Origin of the sequence: Streptomyces sp. NBC_00448 (assembly GCF_036014115.1) — a bacterium.
Classification (GTDB): domain Bacteria; phylum Actinomycetota; class Actinomycetes; order Streptomycetales; family Streptomycetaceae; genus Actinacidiphila.
In genome coordinates, this window is sequence record NZ_CP107913.1 from 8,092,713 (window position 1) to 8,114,898 (window position 22,186).

General features: G+C 71.2%; 16 protein-coding genes, 1 tRNA gene and 2 pseudogenes. 8 read left to right on the forward strand and 11 right to left on the reverse strand.

The window, feature by feature from the left end:
* Positions 1-26: 26 nt before the first annotated feature.
* The 4 genes and pseudogenes from OG370_RS34905 to OG370_RS34915 all read right to left on the reverse strand — a co-directional run bounded on the left by OG370_RS34905 (position 27) and on the right by OG370_RS34915 (position 9,228).
* Positions 27-7,040 carry a glycoside hydrolase domain-containing protein gene (locus OG370_RS34905; protein WP_443060805.1) on the reverse strand — a complete coding sequence of 2,338 codons (7,014 nt, stop codon included), beginning with the start codon at positions 7,038-7,040 and terminating at the stop codon, positions 27-29.
* Between the two features lie 155 nt (positions 7,041-7,195).
* Positions 7,196-7,777, reverse strand: coding sequence for a DUF1214 domain-containing protein (locus OG370_RS34910; protein WP_328471390.1), 582 nt, complete (start codon positions 7,775-7,777; stop codon positions 7,196-7,198).
* 17 nt (positions 7,778-7,794) lie between these two features.
* Positions 7,795-8,112: pseudogene (locus OG370_RS41610) on the reverse strand (DUF1254 domain-containing protein); the annotation flags it as partial.
* Between the two features lie 696 nt (positions 8,113-8,808).
* Positions 8,809-9,228, reverse strand: coding sequence for a hypothetical protein (locus OG370_RS34915; RefSeq protein WP_328471392.1), 420 nt, complete (start codon positions 9,226-9,228; stop codon positions 8,809-8,811).
* 407 nt (positions 9,229-9,635) lie between these two features.
* Between OG370_RS34915 and OG370_RS34920 the strand changes: the two genes are divergently transcribed.
* A complete protein-coding gene (locus tag OG370_RS34920; RefSeq protein WP_328471394.1) occupies positions 9,636-11,270 on the forward strand; it encodes a hypothetical protein in 1,635 nt (544 codons plus the stop codon).
* A 274-nt stretch (positions 11,271-11,544) separates the two neighbouring features.
* Here the strand turns inward: OG370_RS34920 and OG370_RS34925 are convergent, their stop codons facing one another.
* On the reverse strand, positions 11,545-12,420 hold the full coding sequence (locus OG370_RS34925) for a LysR family transcriptional regulator (protein ID WP_328471396.1): 876 nt from the start codon (positions 12,418-12,420) through the stop codon (positions 11,545-11,547).
* A gap of 140 nt (positions 12,421-12,560) precedes the next feature.
* Between OG370_RS34925 and OG370_RS34930 the strand changes: the two genes are divergently transcribed.
* On the forward strand, positions 12,561-12,932 hold the full coding sequence (locus OG370_RS34930) for a carboxymuconolactone decarboxylase family protein (RefSeq protein ID WP_328474721.1): 372 nt from the start codon (positions 12,561-12,563) through the stop codon (positions 12,930-12,932).
* Here OG370_RS34930 and OG370_RS34935 read toward each other — a convergent pair.
* Positions 12,839-13,708 (reverse strand): CGNR zinc finger domain-containing protein, encoded by an 870-nt coding sequence (locus tag OG370_RS34935; RefSeq protein WP_328471398.1) that lies wholly within the window; start codon positions 13,706-13,708, stop codon positions 12,839-12,841. The two genes, OG370_RS34930 and OG370_RS34935, sit on opposite strands and share 94 nt — an antisense overlap.
* Here OG370_RS34935 and OG370_RS34940 point away from each other — a divergent pair.
* The gene (locus OG370_RS34940) at positions 13,596-13,868 is read left to right on the forward strand and encodes a hypothetical protein (protein ID WP_328474914.1); all 273 of its coding nucleotides are present in this window, start codon (positions 13,596-13,598) and stop codon (positions 13,866-13,868) included. The two genes, OG370_RS34935 and OG370_RS34940, sit on opposite strands and share 113 nt — an antisense overlap.
* 140 nt (positions 13,869-14,008) lie before the next feature.
* On the opposite strand, the gene OG370_RS34945 is transcribed toward OG370_RS34940, so the two are convergent.
* On the reverse strand, positions 14,009-14,944 hold the full coding sequence (locus tag OG370_RS34945; protein WP_328471400.1) for an LLM class flavin-dependent oxidoreductase: 936 nt from the start codon (positions 14,942-14,944) through the stop codon (positions 14,009-14,011).
* 44 nt (positions 14,945-14,988) lie between these two features.
* Here OG370_RS34945 and OG370_RS34950 point away from each other — a divergent pair, with 44 nt between their 5' ends.
* Positions 14,989-15,768, forward strand: coding sequence for an SDR family NAD(P)-dependent oxidoreductase (locus OG370_RS34950; protein ID WP_328471402.1), 780 nt, complete (start codon positions 14,989-14,991; stop codon positions 15,766-15,768).
* A 23-nt stretch (positions 15,769-15,791) separates the two neighbouring features.
* A complete protein-coding gene (locus OG370_RS34955) occupies positions 15,792-16,157 on the forward strand; it encodes a hypothetical protein (protein ID WP_328471404.1) in 366 nt (121 codons plus the stop codon).
* A 300-nt stretch (positions 16,158-16,457) separates the two neighbouring features.
* On the opposite strand, the gene OG370_RS34960 is transcribed toward OG370_RS34955, so the two are convergent.
* Complete coding sequence (locus OG370_RS34960; protein WP_328471406.1) at positions 16,458-17,099, reverse strand: TetR/AcrR family transcriptional regulator; 642 nt, start codon at positions 17,097-17,099, stop codon at positions 16,458-16,460.
* 239 nt (positions 17,100-17,338) lie between these two features.
* Between OG370_RS34960 and OG370_RS34965 the strand changes: the two genes are divergently transcribed.
* The 3 genes from OG370_RS34965 (at position 17,339) to OG370_RS34975 (ending at position 20,302) form a co-directional block, all read left to right on the forward strand.
* Positions 17,339-18,802, forward strand: coding sequence for an MFS transporter (locus tag OG370_RS34965; RefSeq protein WP_328471408.1), 1,464 nt, complete (start codon positions 17,339-17,341; stop codon positions 18,800-18,802).
* 124 nt (positions 18,803-18,926) lie between these two features.
* A complete protein-coding gene (locus OG370_RS34970) occupies positions 18,927-19,769 on the forward strand; it encodes an alpha/beta hydrolase (RefSeq protein WP_328471410.1) in 843 nt (280 codons plus the stop codon).
* Positions 19,766-20,302, forward strand: coding sequence for a hypothetical protein (locus tag OG370_RS34975; protein ID WP_328471412.1), 537 nt, complete (start codon positions 19,766-19,768; stop codon positions 20,300-20,302). The genes OG370_RS34970 and OG370_RS34975 overlap by 4 nt, the downstream gene beginning before the upstream one ends.
* A gap of 180 nt (positions 20,303-20,482) precedes the next feature.
* Here OG370_RS34975 and OG370_RS34980 read toward each other — a convergent pair.
* The 3 genes and pseudogenes from OG370_RS34980 to OG370_RS34990 all read right to left on the reverse strand — a co-directional run.
* Positions 20,483-20,632, reverse strand: a pseudogene (locus OG370_RS34980) (winged helix-turn-helix transcriptional regulator); the annotation flags it as partial.
* Positions 20,633-20,721: 89 nt separating this feature from the next.
* Positions 20,722-20,867: transfer RNA gene (locus tag OG370_RS34985), tRNA-OTHER, on the reverse strand.
* 279 nt (positions 20,868-21,146) lie between these two features.
* Positions 21,147-22,181, reverse strand: coding sequence for a zinc-binding dehydrogenase (locus tag OG370_RS34990; protein ID WP_328471416.1), 1,035 nt, complete (start codon positions 22,179-22,181; stop codon positions 21,147-21,149).
* Between the last annotated feature and the right edge of the window lie 5 nt (positions 22,182-22,186).

Here is a 22,186-nt window from a genome sequence, read left to right on the forward strand (position 1 = left end):
TACCCCGTGGTCCTTGCTCCCCGGCCTTACCCCTTGCCGCCCGCGGCGGAGGGGCGGTGATCCCGGGCCGTCGGCTGGAAGCCGACCGTGTAGGTCCGGGTGACCGTGCCGTCGGCCGAGGTGACCTCGATGGTGCGGGTGGTGATCCGGGAACCGGTCGAGGTGAGGACCGGGCTGCCGTCGGTGACCTTCACCCGGGCACCGGACTGGGCCGGTACGGCCGTGACGGACGGGAGCTTCACGTTCTTCGGCCAGTCGACCAGGTACGTGGAGGCCTCCGGGTCGAACCCGTCGATCGCGACCCCGCCCACCGTGATGGCGCCGGCGTCCGCGACGGCGGCCTTGGTGGCGTCCGCGATGTTCGTCACCGTGACCGACCCGTCGGCGTTGACGACGACGTGCGCCGTCATCGCCGCCGCCAGGTTGATCCGCTCCCAGCTCGCCCCGCCGTCGGCGGTGAGGTCGAGCGGGTTCCCGGAGTCCGTCGCGGTCTGCTCCAGGATCTCGGTGCGCTGCTCGGTGTCGAGCTGCGGGAAGGCCGTCACCAGCAGGGCCGCCGCGTCGGAGGGCACCTTCAGCGGCTGCCCGGCCTTGCCCGTCCGCGAGAACCCGTAACTCAGGCGCTGCGTGTACACGTTGACGTCCTGCGCCGTGCTCAGCCCGTCGTACGTGTCGCCCTCGCAGGCCGCGAGCGTGTCGCCGTACCCCTCCTTCTCGCACTGCGCGAGCAGCACGTTCTCGATCTCGGTGTGCGCCTGCGTCAGCAGCTTCGCGAAGCCGGGGTCCGCCCACCGGTGCGCGACGGTGGCCTGCCCGGTGATGCGGCCGCCCATGACGTCGAGCGGGTAGTGGAACCCGAGGACGATGCGGTTGTTCCCGTACTCCGAGGTGCGCGCCAGGATCGACGGTGCCAGCTCCGGCAGCAGCGTGGCGAGGATGGTGCCCGCCTCGTAGCCGCCGTAGGTGTGGCCGCTCGGGTAGGAGCCGCTGGTGGCGAGGCTGCTGTACGAACCGTCCTGCGACTCGTAGATGTCCCCGCCGTCGCCGACGAACCCGAGCCGCACGTACGGGCGCAGGTAGTCGTAGTAGTTCTTCGCCGCGTCGTGGGTGTCGATGTCCTGGGTGACCCGGCCGAACAGGGCGTTGGTCTTCGGCAGGTTGCCGCTGCTCAGGGCGTCGCTGTAGATCTTGCCGAGCCGCGACCCGAGGCCGTCGGCCATCGTGACGGTGGGGCTGTTGTTCGCGTCGATCTCGGCCCGGTCCACCTGGGCCTGCGTGGCGGCGTTGTTGATGCCCACCGCGATCGTGTCGTTCTCGGCGGTCAGCGAACTGCCGTCGGCCACCTTGGAGTTGGCGGCGAGGATGTCGGAGTGCAGGTCCTTGATGCCGCCGAGCAGGTCGTTGAAGTAGTCGCTCCCGTCGTCGGTGCTCGGCCACGCGTCGGAGGAGTAGTCGGCGTCGAGGGTGTCGGAGGGGAAGGGGGAGGGCGTGTACGACGACGGGTCGGAGCCGTCGCCGTCCGTGGCCGCGGTGTCCGTGGCCGTGGCGTCCGTGACGGAGGGGCCGGCCGATGTCGCCGTGGCGTCGTCCGAGGTCCCGGCCAGCGTGACCGCGGTCACCGTCGCCGTGTGCGCCTTCGCCTTCTTCCTGGCGGTCAGCAGCGCCGTGGTCGCCGTGCCGGGCACGTGCGCCGTGGTGCCGTCGTCGAGGGTCACGGTGTAGCCGATGACCGGGAACCCGCTGTCGCCGGCCGGCAGCCAGGTCACCCGGACCTGCCTGCCGTCGGTGACCACGCTCGTCACGGTCGGCTGCCGCGGCTTGCCGCCGCCGGTCACCACGGGTGCCGTGGCGGGGCTCTTGGCCGAGGCGCCGACCGCGTTCACCGCCTGGACCCGCGCCCGGTAGGAGCGGTCGGCCGTCAGCCAGGTGAAGGTGGTGCTCCGGCTGTCCGGGTCCTTGATCGCGATCTGGTGCCCGTCGTCGAGGCTGACCCGGTACCCGGTGACCGGCGAGCCGCCGGTGTCCCCGGGCGCGGACCAGACGACGGTCACGCTCGTGCCGGACGACGTCGCCGACACCGCGGCGGGCGCGGCGGGCACCGTCCTGGGCTTCGTGGTGAGCGCGGCCTGGGCCTTCCGCAGGTCCGTGTACCGCGCGGTGAGTGTCGCGTCGGTGGCCTTGGTGTCCGCGACCGCGGTCTTCGCCGCGGCGAGCGCCGTGCCGAACGCCTGCCACGACGTGTCGGTGTAGCGCGCGTCGGTGAGCGCCGACGCGGTCGTGACCAGGTCCTCCAGTGTCAGCCGCGGCAGCGGTACCAGTTGGTCGGCGGCGAGGGTCAACGTACGGGTCTGGGTGTCGACTTCGAGCTGGGTCGCGCCGTCGGCGGCCACCAGGTCGCGGGCGGCGGCGAGTTCACGGGTGAACACGGCGAAGTCGATCGGGTCGTAGCGTGCCGCGTCGCCGGACAGTCCCGCGTACCGGTCGATCGCCTTCCGCAGCGCGGAGGTGTCCGTGGCGGCGGGCACGTCCACGTGGCTGAAGGTGACCCGGCCCAGGTTCGCGACGTAGGGGTGCGCGGCGTCCGCGGACGTGGTCAGCCGCAGGTGGACGGCGTGCGTGCCGGTGATCGAGGTGGGGAGCGTGAGGCTGGTCGTCCCCCCTGACGACCACGCGCTTCCGGTGACCGGCAGCGGGATGGTCGCGTACGGCGTGCCCGGGGCGGCCGGGTCGAAGGCGTCGAGGTAGAGCTCGACGGCCGAACCGGTGCCGCAGCGCGCGGAGTTGTTGGCGTAAGTGATCGTGGCGGTGGTCTTCGCGGAGGTACCGAAGTCGATGTCCCCGTACGCGAGCCAGGCGCCGTCGTAGGTGCCGCCGAGGTCGGTGGCCGAGCCCGCGTCGCTCCAGCCGGCCGGTTCGCTCTTGAGGGTGCCGCCGCTGCTGGTGGTGAACGCCGTGGCGTCGAAGCCCACCGGGGCGTCGGCGGTCCGCGTCAGGGTCAGCGCGTAGACGTTGGCCACGTACGGCTGGTCGGAGGTCTGGTTGCCGGAGACGAAGTCCGCGTACACGTCCTGGACGCCGGTGAAGACGCTCGGGTCGAGTCGCACGGACGCGGTAGAGACGGTGCCCCAGCCCGAACCGGTGTAGTCCAGCGGGATGTCGACGCTCCGGTCGCCGTCCTTCGCGCCGAGGTGCAGCTCGATGTGGGAGTCCGACGCGGCCCTCGATCGGGGCTTGTCGTAGCTGACGGTCACGGTGTCGGCGCCGTCGCCGAGGTCGGTGCCGTGCCACTCGGCCCACGCGCCGTTCGTCACGTTCTCGAAGATGCCGTTGCCGAGGCTGAGCGGGAGCGAGCCGGCACCGGTGGAGGTGGCGCTCGGCGCGGTCAGCGTGGCGAGCGTGGTCGTCGGCGACGACGTGACCGCGTTCGGCGAGAACTGGTACGAGTCGAAGTTCGACACCCACTGCTGCCCGGACGGGGCGTGGAAGACGAACGTCGCGGCCGACGCGCTCAGCAGCAGGTCGGGGTCGGTGATGTCGGCCTGCACCGTGGTGTAGTACTGCCAGCCGCCGGTTCCGGGCAGCGTGACGGTGCCGACGATCGGCCCGTCGGCGGGGCCGGCGTGGATGTCGACGCTGCTCGGCTTCGCGTTCGCGGCCTGCGCGTTGGCGTAGCGGACCGACACGCTGCGCGGCGCGACCCCGCCGAAGTCGAGCTTGCCGTACTGCTCCCAGGCCCCGTCGGTGACGCCACCGAGGTCGCCGTCGGAGTAGTACGCCTCGCTCACCAGGCTGGGGCCGTCCTTCTGGTCGGGGCTCTCGGCCTGAAGGACGGCGTAGCCGCCCTCGTCGATGGTGAGCGCGCCGGCCGCGGACGCCAGCGCGTCCTGCGCCGCCATGAGGGTGCCGGTCCCCGACGCGGGGTCCGCGAGGACGGTCCTGGCGCGTTGGAGTGCCGACTGGAACAGGGTCCAGGAGCCGTCGGAGTAGTTGGCGCTGCGGACCAGGGAAGCCTGGTCGATGAGCGTGCCGAGGGACGCGCGGTACACCGCGGCGGCGGAGATGACGAGCGGGTCGGTCGCGGAGACCCCGGTGCCGGTCACCGTGGAGGCGTGCGCGCCGCGGGCGAAGGCCGCGTCGGTGAAGGTGATGCCGAAGCGCGCGTCGACCTTCGTGGTGCCGGTGAGCGACAGCGTCGCCGTGTGCGCGCCGCTGACCTTCAGGTCGGCGCTGACACCGGCCGGCAGGCCGGTCACCGTCGCCGCCTTGCTGCGGGTGAGGCTGGTTCCCTTGCGGGCGGCGAACGACGCCGGACCGGACAGGGTGAGCTGCGCGCTGCCCTTGACGGTGCCGTCCGCGGCGGTGGCCACGGTGCCCGGACGGGCGGAGACCACGGTGGTGCCCCGGTCGGTCCCGCCGCCTCCCGTGGCGCCGGTGTCGGTGTCCAGCGAGTACGCGGGCTTCGTGTCGGCGCCCCACCGGGAGGGCTTGGCGCCCATGGTGAAGTCCAGGGTGCCGCCGGCGATGATCTGCGCGTAGTCGAGCCACGTGTTGGTGAACCGCGCGCCGTTGAGGGTCGCGCTCTGCACGTAGTAGTTGCTCGGCGACACGCCGTCGGCCTTCACCGTGAACGTGCTGCCGTTCGCGTAGGTGATCGTCGTGGAGTCGAAGAACGGGCTGCCGATCTGGAACTGGCTGGAGCCGGCCGTCACCGGGAACAGGCCCAGCGCCGCGGCCACGAACATCGTCGACATGGTGCCCGCGTCGTTGTCCATGGTCGGCAGGAAGCCGTCCGGGGCGAGCTTGTAGACCTGGGTGTCGATCGGCGGGGTGAACTCGCCGCCCGAACTGGGGGCCTCGTTGGTGGAGCCGGTCGCGATGTAGCGGTTCCAGGTGGTGCCGGTGTAGATGGAGCGGACCCACTTCTGCGTCTGGCTGGGCTCGCCGACGTAGTTGAACAGGTACGGGGCCTGCAGGTCGATCTCGTTGGCGTTGGAGTGCAGCATCGTCGAGCCGTCGTCGGCGGCGGAGTCCACGCCGAACATGTGCTCCACGGCGGCCTTCCCCGCCTTCGCGCCGCCCATGGCCTTGATCAGGCCGCCCATGTCGTAGGCGTCGTACCAGTTGTACTGCCAGAGCGTGCCCTGGTAGAGGCCGGCCGCCTCGAACTTCTCGTAGTCCGCGCTCTGCCAGTCGCCGCCGGACGCGCGCGGGGTGAGCAGGCCGACCTGGGTGCCGTCGGCCGCGGTCCAGGCGCCGGACTTCACCAGGTGGTCGATCGCCATGGTCGACTGGGTACGCAGCTTCTTCGCGTCCGCGTCCTTGCCGAGCGCGCCGGCGATGATGGACAGCGCCCACTGGTCGTAGCCGCGCTGCACCGTCGTACCGGGGTCACCGCTGACGTACCCCTGGCGCAGCTGCGCTCCCGTGTAGTACCCGGCGTACGACAGCAGCGCCGGGTATGCCTCGTCGAGCCGGTCGAAGTTCTTGTACCCCTTCGACAGCGCGTCGGCGATCACCACCGCCGAGCGCTCCCAGCGCACGGTCGGGACCGACTGGGTGAGGCTGCCGAGGCTCTTGCCGGAGGTGTGCGCGTCGGCGAAGAGCTCGATGAGCGACTGCACCAGGTCCCGGTAGGTGGCCGGGTCGACGTACGCCTCGACGGAGTACTTGCGGAAGTCGTCCCAGGTGGACCAGCCGTCGTAGTACGTGAACCCGTTCGTCCGGTGCACCGCGCCGTCGACACCGCGGTACGTCCCGCTGGTGCTGGTGGCGTTCACCGGCAGCCCGTACATCCGGTACAGGTGCGTGTAGAACTCCTTGGTGAGCGTCGACTTGGGGTCGGACGTCGCGGAGGAGTGCACGGCCACCGCGCCGAGCGTGCTGTTCCAGTCGGCCTTGGTCCGGGCCCGCGCCTGGTCGAAGGTGAGGCCGCCCACCTCGTTCTGCTGGTCGGTGACGGCCTGGTCCTCGCTGATCGGCGAGAGCGTGATGCGCAACTCGACGTCGTGGCCCGCCGACGGGTCGAAGCCGAGGACGGCGCCGGTGTCGGTGCCGTCCTGCGCCGTCGCGTCGCTCAGCGTGCCGTCGTCGCCCCAGCTCTTCAGCGAGGTGACGGGGGCGTTCGTGGTGGCGGCGTAGTACATCCGGTACGCGGCGCCGTTGAACGAACCCGCGATGAGCCCGGTGATCCGGGTGGTCCCGTCCGCGAGGGTGGTCGCCTTCATCGTCGCGCGCGTGCGGCTGGTGTAGTTGTTCGCGAGGTCGAGGACGAGTTCGGGGGCCGACCCGGCGGGGAAGTCGTACCGTTCGAGCGCCGTGCGCGTCGTCGCGGTCATCTCGGCGTCGATCGTCCCGGCGTCCTGCGTCACCGACGCGTCGGTCCCCGAGACGGACCCGAGCCCGACCTGGTAGGAGCCGGGCGACGCGCTCTCGTCGTCATGCCGGTAGGGGTGCGCGTACGTACCGGGCGCGGGCCGCTTGCCGTACCGCACGGACGTCGGGACGACCAGCAGGTCGCCGCCGCCGCCCGAGCCGCCGACACCGTCGAGGTCCGTGGCGGTGAACCCCGCGATGTGGTCCTCGTTGTAGTCATAACCGGAGTGGTTGCGGTCCGGCGTGGTCATCGGGTTGACCTTGGCGAGGCTGTGCGGCGCCTCGGCGCCCGGCAGGTCGTTGCCGTCGTCGCCGGCCGTCGACACGAACGGGTCGACGAGCTTCGTGTAGTCCGTGCCGCCGGACGTGCCGGAGGACGTGCCGGAGGACGTGGCGGACGACGTGGCGGACGACGTGGCGGACGACGTGGCGGACGACGTGGCGGACGACGTGGCGGACGACGTGGCGGACGACGTGGCGGACGACGTGGCGGACGACGTGGCGGACGACGCGGGCGAAGCGGCGGCGGTTCCGGCACCCGCGAGTGCGGCGAGGCCGAGGGTGCCGGCGACCAGCGCGGCGACCGCCGCGCGCAGGGGCCGTCGCCGCCGGCGCTCGGTTCTCGTGAACGTCGCGGGTGGCAAGGGGGGATGAGATCTGACGGGCATGGCGCCTCTCCGGCGGTGCGGCACGCCCGCATGTCCCGGTCCGAGCCCATGCTCAAAGGGACGGCTGACAACGTTGTCAGCCGTCAACTCCGGTCCATGCGGAACGAGATGGCAGTGGATATGCGGGGTACGGTACCCCGCTGCGTTCGTGGACGTCAGTCATCAGACACGGAGAAGGCGTACGGCGGATAAACGGAATCCGCACAGCCGGTGCCCGGGCGTGCGGGGTGCGGGCGTCCTGGGACACGGGGCGGGCCGGCCCCGCGTGTCTGCGTCACAACACGGTTGACCGCACTGACCAGTTCGGCGAGCCGCTCGGGAGCGTGATCGGCAGGAGCGATCCAGGTGATCGAGGCGACCCGACCACGGGTGACGGCCGCGGCGGCCCCGGACCGCGTCCGCTGACGTCGTCCACCGACGGGTCGCGAGGCCGTACCCGAGGGGCAGAGGCATCTTGACCTGCGACGGAACGGATGTTGAGGCGGATGACGGACGGCGTAGGACTTGCTGTCCAGGTCGTAGGCGACCACGGCCCAGAAGTCGTCGACGGGCACGTGGGCCGGTACCCGCAGCCGGTAGGTTTCGCTGCTCTTGAAAAGTTCGCCGGCGCTGTCGCGCAGGGGCTGGTCCCAGCCCTGAGGGACGAACAGATACTTTCCACCCCGGCCCCGGCCCCGGCCCCGGTCCTCGCCGGACGGGCCGATGTCGGCAATGCTGACCTGCCAGGCATCGACCACCTGCCCGTGCAGCAGCGACCGGTCATCGGCCGGGGCACTTCCATGACCACCGGGCCCTGGCGCAGGTCGAAGAACGCGAACACGTAGGGCACCTGCGCGTTGGACGTCAGCAGCTCGTGGCGGGGCAGCGCGGCGTGCGAGAACGCGAGCACGTCGTGGTAGCCGATCCCGTACGCCTCGAACGCCCCCTGCCGGAAGAACGCCATGCTCACCGCCGGCATCCCCCAGATCACCGCCTCCACCGCCCGCCCGTACACCCGCTGCTCGTCCCAGTTGCGGGCCGGTGAGGGCCGGAACTCCCGGAAAGCCATGGCCTCGCCCACGCCGTCGGACATCTGGCGTCCCTCACCACGCCGACCGCCCAGGGCAGACAGTGCATCAAAGTACGGATGATTGCCCTATTTCGTTCATACAGTCGGCCTTTTCGCGTGGATCACCCCAGCCGAGCATGTGTCCGGGCTGCGGTCGGTACCTGCCTGGCCAACGCGATCACCGGCACTGGACATCACCCACGGGCCCGCTGCACCGGGTCCGCTTCGCCTGGACGGTGTTTCTTCCCCCGCGGCAGCCGGACCACCGATACGTCCCATGGCCCCAGCTCAGGCACCAAAGCGCCTGCCGGAGTGCACGGTGTCGCGGTATCGGCCGGGGCTTGTGGGCGGTACGGCGTGCCTCGGCTCACGCGGAGGTGGCTGGGCGGCTTCGCGTGACGCGGGGGAACCGGCTGCGAAGAAGGCGTTCGGCCACGCGACCGACGTTCCGATCGACCGGCGGGCCTCGCGGGCGGCTCCTGCGGGCCGGCGCTCAGGCAGCTGAGGGCACATCAGGGAACACGAGGCGAACTGTGCGGGGCCCTTCGATGTCGGGCCCGAACCCGTGAGGGGTTGCCCCCAACACGCTTTCCAACGGGTCACGGCGCGGTTCGCAGGAAGGCGAGGGCATTCTGACCTGGGACGGAAGCATCGGCGAAGCACCCTGCGAACGGGACCGGACGGCGACGAACGAGACCAGAACTGAGACCGGAGACAGCGTCATACCTTCTTGACGACGGTGTCCAGAACCAGCTTCTCGAGGTCGTCGACATCCGGGATGAAGACGGTGGCCCGGCCCTGCTGCCGGCGCGCGACGACGGCGAGCCCCGCATCGATCGCGTACTTGTGGCCGTGCAACTTGGCATCGGCCAGGAGCCGGCGGGCCTGTCGGGCTTCGTCCTTTCCGATGTCGGCGACTTTGAGGCGGGAGAGCACCCAGTCCCAGCGCTGCTCGGTGATTCGGCCGTCGTACGCGTCGACCAACGTCATCGGGGACGTCACCACCACGGCTTCGCCGCGGGCCGCGAGGTCGAGCCAGGCGATGATCTTCCGATCACCGCGTACGGCCAGGGACGAGGCTTCGCGATCGAGCACGAAGACCCGGAGCGGAGGCCGGTGCGCATCGGGCCCCTTCTTCACGCGTCCTCTCCGGCACTGTCCGCCCGGCGATGGTCCTTGCCCGGTATCAGAAGGGCTGTTCTCGTAGGCGACGACGACGAACTGCCACGGTCACGGGCACGCCGGCGGCCGGCACCTCAACCAGCTCGTACTCCAACCCGCTGGAGGCGCTCTGCGGTCGCCCGTACGCTGGTGCGGTTCGATCCTGTCGCCGACGCCAACACGCCTGGCCGGTCGAGCAATTCACACATCCCAGGGGGGACCACCACGTGAAACTTCGTATTGCCCTACCAGGCGTGACGGCCGGCGCGATGCTGGCCGTCGCGCTGAGTTTGCCGGCCGCCGTAGCCGACCCAGGCACATCAACGCCGGGCACTCCGTCGTCCGGCGTCACCACGCCCGTGCCGGACCCGACGGATGCCACGCCCGTGCCGGACCCGACGGACAGCACGCCCGTGCCGGACCCGACGGAATCGGACACTCCGGCAGACCAGTTCGAGGTCTACGGCGTGGGCAACGCCCACTCGGATTACTGGAAACTGGCCCTGTCGGTCTTGAGCCTCAGCGGCGACCAGATCGCCGGTATGACCGCGCACTACCGCCCTCACGGCGCACCCACGGATTCACCGGACTCGGGCACCACGACCGCGTTCGGGTACGACCCCCTTTTTGGCGGACAGATCTCCGCCGACCGGCCCGCGCTGCCGGTCCTGGGGGTGTACGACGTCTCGCTCGACGTCACCGACACCGAGGGCGCGACCGAACACTTCGCGGACGTCGGTGAGTTCACTTACGCGGCGAAGGTGAGGATCGGTCGGCTGACGGCCGACCGCAGCTCCGTCGACTACGAGCACCGCTCGTACACCGTCAGTGCTCCGGTGACCGTCACCGACCCGTCCACCGGAGCCGCACTCGACTCGTCGGGCGTCACGGTCTCGTTGGACAACCCGGATCTGGCCCCCGGCACGGTGGCCACCGGCACGGTCGGCGCGGACGGCCAGATGACGGCGCCCGTCACGGTCAAGGGCTCCGCCAGCTACCGCACCTTCGACGCGCAGGGCACCGCCACTGCCGGCTACCCGTACGCGCTCGACAGCAGCGATTCCACCATCCTCAGTGTGCCGGCAAAGGCCGAGACCACTCGCATACGGATACTCAGCAGCACCGACGTGAAGCTCCCCAAGGGTGGGCACACCACCCTTCGCGGCGTGTTGGAGCGGAAGGTCGGCACCGTCTGGACGCCGACACCGGGGCAGACGGTCAACGCCGACGGACCGCCGTACTACCACGCCAGCGCCACCACCGATCCCAGCGGCATCTTCACGATCACCACCGGCACCGCCGGGGCCTACTACTTCGACAACTACCGCAACTACGACCCCTACCTCGACGAAAGCCAGACCACGACCCCGGTCTACGTGCACGTGCCCTCGCCCAGCCGGGTCACCCCGTTCCACGTCAGCGAGGACGAGTACGGCGAGGCGAAGATCGACGGCCGGCTCAACCTGAACGGGGTGGAGTTCGCGTCGGGGACCCAGTCGGTGACGATCCAGTTCTCGTACGACAACAAGACCTGGCACACCGTGGGCACCACGAAGATCGGCCGCTCCGGGCTGGCCGGGGACGAGTTCAGCTGCTACGCGACCTACGGCGGCCAGGCCAACGGCTACTGGCGGGCGTACTTCCGTGGCACGCCGGACTACTCCCCGTCCTACAGCTCCGCCGTGAAGATCTACCGGACCCCGTCCCGGATCACCGGCGGCACACCCAGTCACACCACGGTCCGCAAGAACACCTACCTGACCTTCGGCGGGCACGTGGAGCAGCGCAGCACCTCCGGTAAGTGGTCCGGCATCTCCCACACCTATGCCTACCTGGAGTTCCGCCCCTCGGGCAGTTCCACCTGGCACTACGTCACCCGGGTGAAGACCGACTCCAAGGGCGCCTACCACCTGCGCGGCAAAGCCACCCGCACCGGCAGTTGGGCCGTCGTCTGGTTCACCTCCGACAGCCACCACATCGACTCCAACGGGCCGCAGCGCACCGTCCACGTCAAGAAGTAACCACCATCAGGCGGGGGCCCAGGCCACCGGCAGGGTGCCCCCGCCACCCAAGCGCGCGCGGAGCCGTACCCCCGCACGCTACGCGGGCTCTGGGGCCAGGTGGTGAGCTGTCGCCTCGGCCATTTCCAGGTGTTCGGGGAGAGCGCGGATCTCCGACACCGACTGTCACCACTGGAAGATCTGCTCGAAGACGGTGTCCGTGACGGAAGGGTGCCACGACGCTCGGCACGCCCCGGGTGCCCGTCGCCACGATGCTCAGCGCCCTGCCTCCGCTTCACACGTCGGCCAGTACGGTGCGGAACCGTTCGATCAGGGGGTTGTGGTCGTCGGTCCGCCAGACCAGGTGCAGGGTCGTCGTCGTCCCGGCCAGCGGGCGGGCGGTGACGCCGACGCGGCGCAGCACGCGGTGGGAGTCGGTCATGACGGCCGCGCCGAAGCCGGCTGCGACCAGTGCGAGCACCGTCTGCACGCTGTGCCCCTCCGCGCCGATGCGGGGGGTGACGTCGGCCTGGTGGCAGAGCGCGAGGATCTCGTCGTACGACTGCGGGGAGGTTTCCCGCGGCCACAGCACCAGCGGGATCTGCCCCAGGGCTTCGAGCGGGGCGGGGCCGCGGCCGTGGGCCAGGGGGTGGCCGCTGGGGCTGAAGAGGGTCAGCGGCTCCTGCCACCAGGGCTGGGCGACGAGCCGCGGGTCGCGCATCGGCAGGCGCTGCACCGCGATGTCGAAGCGGCCGTCAAGGACGCCGGCCGACATCTCGGTGTCGCTGAAGCTCTCCTCCAGGCGCAGCACGACGCGGGGCAGCTCGCGGCGCAGGCGGCCCAGCATCCCGCCCAGCGGACCGTTGATGCCGGACCCGGCGAAGGTGACGGTGAGCCGTCCGCTGCGGCCCTCGGCGGCCAGCCGGACGTCCTCCAGCGCGGCCTCGGCCTCCGCCAGCACCTTTGCGGCCCGCCGGGCCAGTGCGGTGCCGGCGGCCGTGGGGACCAGACCTCGGCCCTCGCGGGTGAACAACTCGGTACCCAGCCGCCTTTCCAGTTCTCTGAGCTGGCGGCTCAGCGTCGGCTGGGTCAGCGCCAGTCGGCGGGCCGCCCCGCTGATGCTTCCCTCCTCGGCGATCGCCATCACATAACCGAGCACGCGTAGTTCCATCCATACCTCCTAGGCATGGAAAGCATACCGATCCATGCGTGAACGGCAGGCCGATCCTCATCACCGGGCACGCTTGAGCCATCGGAACAACAACCCCACCTGGAGGAACCGTGAACCGCGACGAGCGATACCAGTACGGCATGAAGGTGCTGGAGCAGGTCGACGGCGAGGCCGGGCAGCGGATCGTCGACTCGCTGGCGGACACCTCGCCCGAACTGGGCCACCAGGTGGTCGCCTGGGCCTTCGGCGACATGTACGCCCGGCCCGAGCTGCCCCCTCGCGAGCGCCAACTCGTCACGCTGGGCGTGCTGGCAGCGCTCGGCGGCTGCGAGATCGAACTGGAGGTACACATCAACGCCGCCCTCAACGTCGGCCTGACCCCGATCGAGATCTCCGAAGCCCTGCTCCACACGGCGGTCTACGCCGGGATGCCGCGCTCGATCAACGCCACGCTGGTCGCCAAGAAGGTCTTCGGCGGCCGCGGACTGCTGCCGCTCACCAACGTGGCCTGAGCACGGACGCCTTCTGGGCACGGACGTCCCCCTGGGCGTCGGTGTGCCTGACCGGCTGCGGGCATGACCGGGCACTCCGGCTGCCCGGCCCCCGTCCTCCGGAGCGGCCCTCCCTCTCTCCGCCGGAGCAGTGGTCGACCCCGTGGGACGAGACCAAGGTGCCGTAGCTGACGCCGTGTTCCTCGCGGTGCCGTCGGAGGCGTGGGGGTGTGGGCGGCGTGGCGGCGGACCTTCCTGCGGTTGCCGCAGACCCTCATCGGGCACCAGCGGCGGCCGCGGTTCTTCGAAGCGTCCCAGAACACCAGCTCACAGGTGTGCTCGGCGCAGCGTTTCAGCCGCGCCGCATCTCCGGTGATGCGCACCTGCGCCCAGGCGGCGGCGAGTTGCGCCAAGGCCCGCTCGTCCGGTGGCAGGGCCGGGTCGGGCAGAAGAGTCCTGGCGGCGGGGTGGGCCGCGCCCGCGGGCTCGGCGTGAACGCTGAGGTGCAGCGGCAGGAGGCTCAGTACGTCGTCGGTGGCGGCGAGGACGTCCAATGCCGCGGCATCCCCGACGTTCACCCCGAGCGTCTCGCGGATGCCGGCTCGCAGCGTCACGCTGTGGGCATGGGCCTCCGCGCTCACCGGTTGTCCCCGCTCGAGGAGACCGGCTTCCTGCAGCCACTCCGTGAGTAGCGCGGGAGTGGACAGCGTGTCGGTGCCGTATTCGAGGTTGACGGTGTTGGCGAACCCCTCGATCAGCCGCGCGGCAGCGGGGCGCTCGGGTTCCGTCGGAGGCATCGGATCACCGGAGACCTTCGCGACGGGCGTCCTGGTCGCCGCGCTCGCCGGTACATCAGCAGCCGGCATCGCCGTCCTGTCGCACGGACCGGGCCGCCTGGAGGTCTCCCCGGTACGGGTGACCGCCCAACTCTGCCGGCATCGGCCGTACCTGGGCTGACCTACCTCGCGGCGGCGCTCCGCGGCACCCGGACCGCCCGCTCCGGGCCCCTTGCGGACGGGCCTGAGCAGTGTCGTCATCGAGTCGTTCGACCGAATCCCTGAGGGAGAACCCGACCTCGAACGACACGGCGGCAGGCCTTAGCGGCTCTGCCTGCTGCGAAGGTGGGCGAGGACCAAGTCGGCGGCCTTCAGGTGGGGCTCGCGAACGACGTAGCGGGTGATGCCCCAGCGCTGATCGTGGCGGGCGATGGCATCCGCGATCTCGGCCACCGTCCCCACCCAGACGTACGGCGAGTCGAGCACCTCGGCCGGCGTTGTACCGAAGGTGGCCGCGAGCCGCTCGGCGGCTCCCTCCAGGTCGTCGGTCACCTCGACCACCTGCACGAGGGCTTCGACGTCGGGGGGCTGGACCCGCCCCTCAGCTCCTTGTGTCACCGCCTCGACCTGGCGGTCGATGTCCGCCTCACTCCAGCGGGTCTCGTGGCTGTGCCCGTCCGCCAGTGTGCGGCCCAGGCCGCTGAGCGCCACCACGTCGGCATTCTTGCCCGCCCATCGGAGAAGTGCGGTGTTGCCACCTCCGACGACCAGAGGGACGACCTCCTGCACGGGTCGTGGACCGGTGAGTTGAGCGTGACGAGCCCGCAATTCCGGTGAGTTCGTGGTCACCTGCTCTCCGGCGAGCAGCGCACGGCACGCCTCGGCGACGGCAAGGAAGCGCCGGACCCGGCCGGCGACGTCGGGTCGTCGCGAACCGACCATCTCCCACTCCACCGGCGTGTGCCCCGCGCCCAGCCCGAGCCGGGCTCGGCCGGCGGACAGCACATCCAGCGTCGCGACATCCGACGCGAGCAGCAGCGGCTCGCGGACCCCCGCGTGGGACACGTACGAGCCCAGCTTTATGCGCTCGGTCACCAGGGCCGCCGCAGCGAGGGCAACGAAAGGGGAGGCGGACGTCCCTGGGTGGTCCGCTGTCAGCAGGGCGTCGTATCCGGTCGCTTCCACCCGTCTGGCCAGCCGCACCCAGGAATCACGGTCCACGAGTTGTGCCTGTACTGACACCAAGGTCTTCTGCATGAGGCAAGGCTAGTCTGGTCCAACTCGAGGACGGTGGAGGGCGTATGACCGGGACGGGTGTGCTCGACGGCAAGAAGGCACTGGTGATAGGTGGTGGCGGGGCAGGGATCGGGCGCGCCATCGTCCGCGCCTACGCCGCGGCCGGGGCGCACGTCGTGGTCGCCGACGTCGACGTCGCGCGGTCGACCGAGGCGATGGAGGAGTTGCGGACGGCCGGGCACACCGCCCACACGGTGAGCGGTGACGTCCGCTCACGCGAGCAACTCGACGGCATGATCGCCGGCGGGGCCGAACGACTCGGCGGCCTGGACATCCTGGTCACGGTGGTCGGCGGGCAGGTGGCGTTCGTGCCCGCGGTCAAGCTCCACGAGATGGAGGACGAGGACTGGGACACCGTCTACGAACTGAACCTGCGTTACGTGGTCCGTGCCGTACGGAGTGTCCTGCGCCTGTTCCTGGAACAGGGAAGGGGCGGGAGCATCGTCAGCGTCGGCTCGGTCACCGGATTCATGGCCGCGCCGAAGCAGGCCGGCTACGGCGCGGCGAAGGCCGGCCTTTCCAGCCTGGCGCGCACCGTCGCGGCCGAGTACGCGGCGGACGGCATCCGCATGAACGTCGTCGCGGGGGGAGCGATCAACACCGCGGTCAACAGCGCCGCCTCCTCCGGCCAGTGGGTCCCGGAGATCCCGGCGGGCCGCTACGGCACCGCGCAGGAGATGGCCGCCGCGGCCGTCTATCTGGCCTCGGACGAGGCACGCTATGTCACCGGCCAGCAGATCGTTCTGGACGGAGGGGTCTCCGTCCGCGGCCCGTTCCCCGAGTAGCCTTCCGCACCGGGAGGCGGCACATGGGCGTCTACGTATCGGTCAGAGGTTGGCTGGAGTGTGACGAGAAGCAACTCGCTGCCGCCCAGCACATCATCTCCTCCCACGCGGACGATCACTACTCCCGCGGTTGGAGCACCCCTCAACGGCAGGTCAACTGGACGTGCTACCTCTTCTATGGCGCCGACATCCGCGCGTCGGCCCTGGATTGGTTCTCGCACCAGATGGCACAGATCGCCCGGATTCCGGCGTCCGACGACGACGGAGACCGCGTCCGGGGTCTCTTCCTTGCCAGCCACGAAGTCGAGGGAACGACGGAGTGGCAGATCCGCGACGGCCGACTCGTCTGGTCACCCGCCGACGCCAGACACCGCTACCTCGATGGATAGCCTCAACCCGTCCCGCAGGTTCCGTGACGCTCGGAAGAGGCTGGCGGGCGCGTGGCCGCGGCGGTTGGCCTGCCGCCTCCTGAGGGCGGACCCAACTGGGTTGCTCGTGGGGGCCGCCGAGACGAGCGAGCAGTAGGCACTGAGGTATCCGGCCGGGTAGCCGGCGTCACCTGCCGCGCGATTCTGGACCGCACTGTCTGTGACCTGCCCGGCCTCGCATCACGGCCGACTCCCCAGGGCATCGGCGGCCGTACGCCTGCCCACGACGAGCAGGCGCTGGGATCTGCTCCACCTTGCCGATCACGCGTCGGTGGTGGTCTCAGGCCGGCCCCAGACGCCCGCCTGTGCGGCGGTGGTCGCGGCGTGCGCGGCGCGGTCGGCGTCCGCGTCGGTGAGGGGCCGGCCGCTGTTGAGGAGGGCGTAGTAGAGGGGGGCGGAGACGGCGGCGATGACGGCGTGGGGGTCGGTGCCGGCAGGGACCTCGCCCCGGCTGGCGGCGTCGCGGACGCAGCCGGCCCATTCCTCGATGCGGACGTCGTAGAAGTGGTGGAGGGCTTGCGCGGCTTGGTCGTTGCAGAGGGAGGCGGCGATCAGTGCTTTGAACAGGCGGCTCTGCCGAGGGTCGGTGAGGGTCTTGACGACGAGGCGGGCGTTGGCGCGGAGGTCTGAGCGCAGAGCGCCTGTGTCGGTGCGGGGGAGTGACTGGTCGGCCATGTCGGCCAGGAGGTCGGCGGCGAGGGCGCCGGGGCTGCCCCAGCGGCGGTAGACGGTGGTCTTGCCGACCTGCGCGCGGCGGGCGACCTCGGCGAGGTCGAGTGCTTCGAAGCCTTCGTCGGCGAGGGCGTCGCCGGCGGCTTGCAGGACGGCTTCCCGGACGCGGGCGGTGCGGCCGCCCGGGCGCCGGGCGCCGGGAGCGGTGGGGGTGTCGGGCTCAGTGGACATGAAAGGGCTCTCTTCTTCGGACGGTGACCGGCTCTCTCTCGGACGGTGGCCGGTAGTGCCGCACACCAGCTTATCGGAACCACGATTCCCTTAGGGGCGATCGCGTGCTACCTTCATGGTCGTAACGGAACTCGGGTGCCGTTAGGCCGAGCGGCCTCCCGCTCCTCCGCTCCGATGCGCTCCCTCTCCGCTCCTGCACCCTCCGCGCCTTCGCGGCGGCATCGAAAGGAACATGTGCCATGTCCACAACAAAGGTGGCGTCGCGGTCCACTACCGCCCGCCCGGCACCCGAAACACCGCCCGAGCACCTCACCGGCCGGCTCAAAGTGGTGCTGGCCGTGCTGCTGGTCGCCCAGTTCATGCTGGCCGTCGACTTCTCGATCCTGAACGTCGCCCTGCCCGCGATCGGCGACGGCCTCGGCTTCTCCCTGTCCAACCTGCAGTGGATCGCCACCGCGTTCGCCCTGTCCGCCGCCGGATTCACCCTCTTCTTCGGCCGTATCGGCGACCTGCTCGGCCGTAAGAAGATGTTCATCGGCGCCATCGCCCTGCTCGGCCTGTCCTCGCTGGCCGGCGGCCTGGCCACCAGCCCCGGCATCCTGCTGGCCGCCCGCGTCGCCCAGGGCCTGGCCACCGCCGCCGCCACCCCGGCCGGTCTGTCCCTGCTGACCACCGCCTTCCCCGAAGGCCCCCTGCGGCAGAAGGCCCTGGGCGCCAACGGCGCCCTGATGTCCGCCGGGTTCACCGCAGGCGCCATCCTCGGCGGCGCCCTGACCGACCTGCTCTCCTGGCGCTGGGCCTTCTTCATCAACGTCCCCGTCGCCCTCGCGGTCGTCGTCGTCGCCCCGGCCGTCATCAAGGAGTCCAAGCCCACCGAACGGCCCCGGCTCGACCTGCCCGGCGCCCTCACCGTCACCGGCGGCCTGCTCGCCCTCGTCTACGGCCTCACCCAGGCCGGCGCCCACGGCTGGACCACCACCACGGCCCTGTCCGGCCTGGCCGTCGGCCTGATACTGCTCGCCGCGTTCTTCGTCATCGAACGCAACGTCACCCAGCCGCTGGTGCCGCCGGCGACCCTGGCCCGCCGCAACGTCGCCTGGGGCAACACTCTCGGCCTGCTCGCCTTCGTCACCGAGACCTCATTGGTCTACCTGCTCACCCTCTACTTGCAGGACACCCTCGGCTTCTCCCCGCTCGCGGCCGGCGCCACCTTCGGCGTCCTCGGCGCAGGCACCGTCATCGGCGGTCTCCTGGCCCCCAAGGCCATCGCCAGGACCAGCACCCTGACCGCCCTGATCGCCGGCGGCCTGCTCCAAGCAGTCGCCACAGCGGCCCTGCTCCTGCTCGGCACCACCACCGGTGCGTCCCTCGCCCTGCTGCTGCCCGCCACGTTCCTCGGCGGCATCGGCAACATGCTCGTCATCGTCGGCTTCATGGTGACCGCCACCAGCGGACTGCCCGACGCCGAGCAGGGGTTGGCGACCGGCCTGGCCTCGATGTCGCAGCAGGTCGGGATCACGATGGGTACGCCGATCATGTCCGCGGTCGTCACCGCCGCCAGTTCTGGTGCGGTCACCGCCACCGCCATCCACCACGGCGTCACCATCGCCATCGCCGTCAACGCCGCCCTCGTCCTGCTGGGCGTCATCCTCGCCGCGACCTTCCTCCGCACCCGCAAGGCCCGCCAGGGGCTCGGGGCTTGAGCACCACCCGGGCGCCGGCCCTGCGGGCCGGGAGGGGCGGGACGCACCAGCCTCCCGCCCCTCCGCCGACCGTACCCCGTCCCCTCCCGACCCCCGATTCCGTCTCGTTCAGCAGGAGTCCGCCATGTCTCTCATCGGCTCACCGACCGCTCCCGTGGGCACGGCGACCTGGTACGACGTCGACATCCCCGGCCGCCCGGCCGTCAGCGCCCGGGTGTTCCGGCCGCACCGGCCGTCCGCCGGCTGCCTGGTGTGGGCCCACGGGGGCAGCTGGCAGTACGGATCGGCCGTCCGGTGGCACGGGATGACCGCGCGTCTCGCTGACCTGTCCGGGTGGGACGTGGTCAGCGTCGACTACCGGCTCGCCCCGGGCCACCGGCACTCCGCTCCCGTCGAGGACATCCTGACCGCACTGGAGTGGGCCCACCGCCGGAGCGATGTCGCCGGCTCAGGCCTGGCTGTCGGCGGCGACAGCTCGGGCGCCACCGTGGCGGCCTGCGCCGCGCTCGCCGCCCGCGACCGCGGCCGGCGGCTCGACGCGCAGGTCCTGGCCTACCCGCCGCTCGACCCCGAGTGCCGGGCGTCCAGCTACCGGCGCGACCCCCTCGCGTTCCCGACCGCGGCCCGGCTGCGCCATGCCTGGCGTGCCCACCGCGGGACCTCGCCCACCACCGTCGCGGCCGACGGCGTCGTCCTGCACTCCACACCCTTCGAGGCCGAGGACCACACGGGTCTCGCCCCGGCGATCCTGGCCGCCGGCCGCCTCGACCCCGTCAGCGGCGACACCCTGCGCTACGCGCGGATGCTGCGCGCGGCCCACGTCCCCGTCCACCTCATCCACCCACCGGGGGTCGGGCACACCGACCTTCTCGATCCCGCCGGGCACCTGCTCCCACCCATCGCCCGCACCCTGCGAAACCTGCCCCCCGACCCCCGCACCTCCGACCGCAAGGACCGGTCCCGATGACCCCGGAAACGCCACCCCCCGGACACCCCGCCGCTCCCGCCCCGCTGGCGGCCCTCATGCGCCACTTCACCGACCTGCGCGACGGGACCCACGCCGGGCACCAGGACCGAGCCGGCAAGGAACGCGCCTTCCTCGCGGCCACCCGCCTCCTGGACGCCCCCGCCCGTCAGGTCCTCACCGAGTTCGACACCCACCTCCTGCTGGGCACCGGCACCATGAGCGCCACCGGCCCGCGCCGCGACCCGCACGGCGGCAGCTTCGCCACCTGGACGCTCGCCTGGCCCGAACAGCTCCACACGGAGATCCCACCCCTCACCCTCCACGCCCACTACGGCGCCGACTTCCACCACCCCCACCTACGGGGCGCGACCGTCGCCGAGTGGCCGCTGAACGTCGCCACCCCGGACCAGGCCGCCGAACTCCTGCCGACCTTCCGCGCCATCCTCGCCGCCGACCTGCACAACCTCGTCTTCCAGCGCGACTGGCGCATCGTCCCCGCGCTGCGCGACACCCACCACTCCCACTCGCGATGACGACGGAGCAGAGCAACCCTGTGACCGCCCAGGGTCGCCGCCCCTTCCGAACGCTTGGTCAGTCGACCGGTTCCGGGGGCCGTGTTCGCCTGCGCACCGAACGCCTCTCGCGCATGGAGAATCCCGCCCACGTGCGAGAGCGCCCACCGACGGACACACTCAGCAGCCTGCTTTGCATTCGGGCTGCGTCAGCTCGTACCCCACGCGCGGCGGCACGGTGGGGAAGACCTTCCGGGCAACCAGGCCGTCCCGTTCCAGCGTGCGCAGGGTCTGGGTCAGCAACTTCTGGGTGACGTCGGGCACGCCGCGGCCGAGCTGGTCGAACCGCATCGGTCCCGCGTTCTGCAACGGAGCTGAAGAACCTCGATGGCCCCCGCAGCACGCTGCGGGAGACATCGACGTCGTGCCCGGTGAGGCACTGGCGGAGGGTACGAGATTCGAACTCGTGAGGGGTTGCCCCCCACACGCTTTCCAACTCTTCGTCCGTGGGTTCAGAAGCGTTCGTGGGCATCCTGACCCGCGATGGAGGGGTCGCACGGCCGTGGGCCGGGCCGTGCTGAACTCCGGTGAACGCGACTGGGACCGCAACTGCCGAACGGCGATCCAGGGGCCTGTCGGGATGTCGGGTTCGAGATCACGTAGCCGGTTTCGCGGGTGACCTTCCCGCCGGCTTCGGTGCACCCGCGCGGCCTCAGCCAAGTGCGGGAAGTCCAGGCCCAGTCGATGACGGTCGACGCGCGCACCGTGCGGGTCGTTCGGCGGCCGTCACCGCGATCGCGCCGGATGGGCTCGGCGCGTGCCGTCGCCCGGGGCGGCGCGCGCAGCGTCTCCAACAGTGCTCGTTCTAGCGACCGGGGCGGCTGCCGGCCTGCGCGTCGGCCGGGGAGCCGGCGGCTGTTGCGGCGGGGACGAGGACGATCTTGCCCACCGCGCGGCGGCCCTCCAGATCGGCGTGGGCGTCAGCGGCACGATCGAGCGGGTAGCGCTTGACCAGTGGTTCGAGTCGGCCGTCGGCGGCTGCCTGGATCGCGCGGGCCTGCAGTTCCTTCATGGTGCCGGCGCGTCGCAGCAACTGGGGGCCGATCGCCCAGATCACGGTGCTCGCGTGCCCGATGATGTCGTCGGTGGTGAGCTGGGTGGCCGTGCCCGATGACCAGCCGTGCAGGAGGAACTTCCCCCCGGAGCCGAGAAGGTCGAACGCCTGGCGGCCGGTGGTCCCTCCGACGCCGTCGAACACGATACCGATCTCTTTGTCGCTGAGGGCATCGTGGACCGCCTGCGGCCAGTCCGGGTCACGGTAGTCGGCGGCGATGTCGGCACCAAGTGACGTGGCCTGCCGCGCCTTCTCCGGGCCGCCGGCCACGCCGACGACGGTGACGCCCTGGCGGTGCAGCGCCTGGATGAGCAGGGCTCCGACGCCGCCGGCCGCCGACGTGACCAGCGCGACGTCCCCGGGCTCGGCCTCGGCGACGTCGAGAAGTCCGAGCGCGGTCGAGCCGGTGGTGATCATCGCCACCGCGGTGTCCGCTGCCATCCGGTCGGGGATGCGGTGCAGAGCCTCGACTGCGGCCACCGCCTGCTCGGCGTAGCCGCCGTGGGCATCAAGGGTGCCGACCACCGGGCGGCCCAGCCAGCTCTCGTCTACGCCCGGGCCCAGCGCGCCCACGACGCCGGCGACCTCGCCGCCCAGCACGACGGGCAGCGCGGGGGCGGGATGAGGTCCGATTCCGCGGCCCGACCGCAGCCTCGTCTCGATGACGTGGACGCCGCTGGCCCGGACGTCTATGCGGACCTGCCCCTCGCCGGGGGCCGGTGGGGTGATCTGCTCGTACCGGAGGTTCTCGGCGGGCCCGTACTCGTGGAGCCTGACTGCATACATGGGTG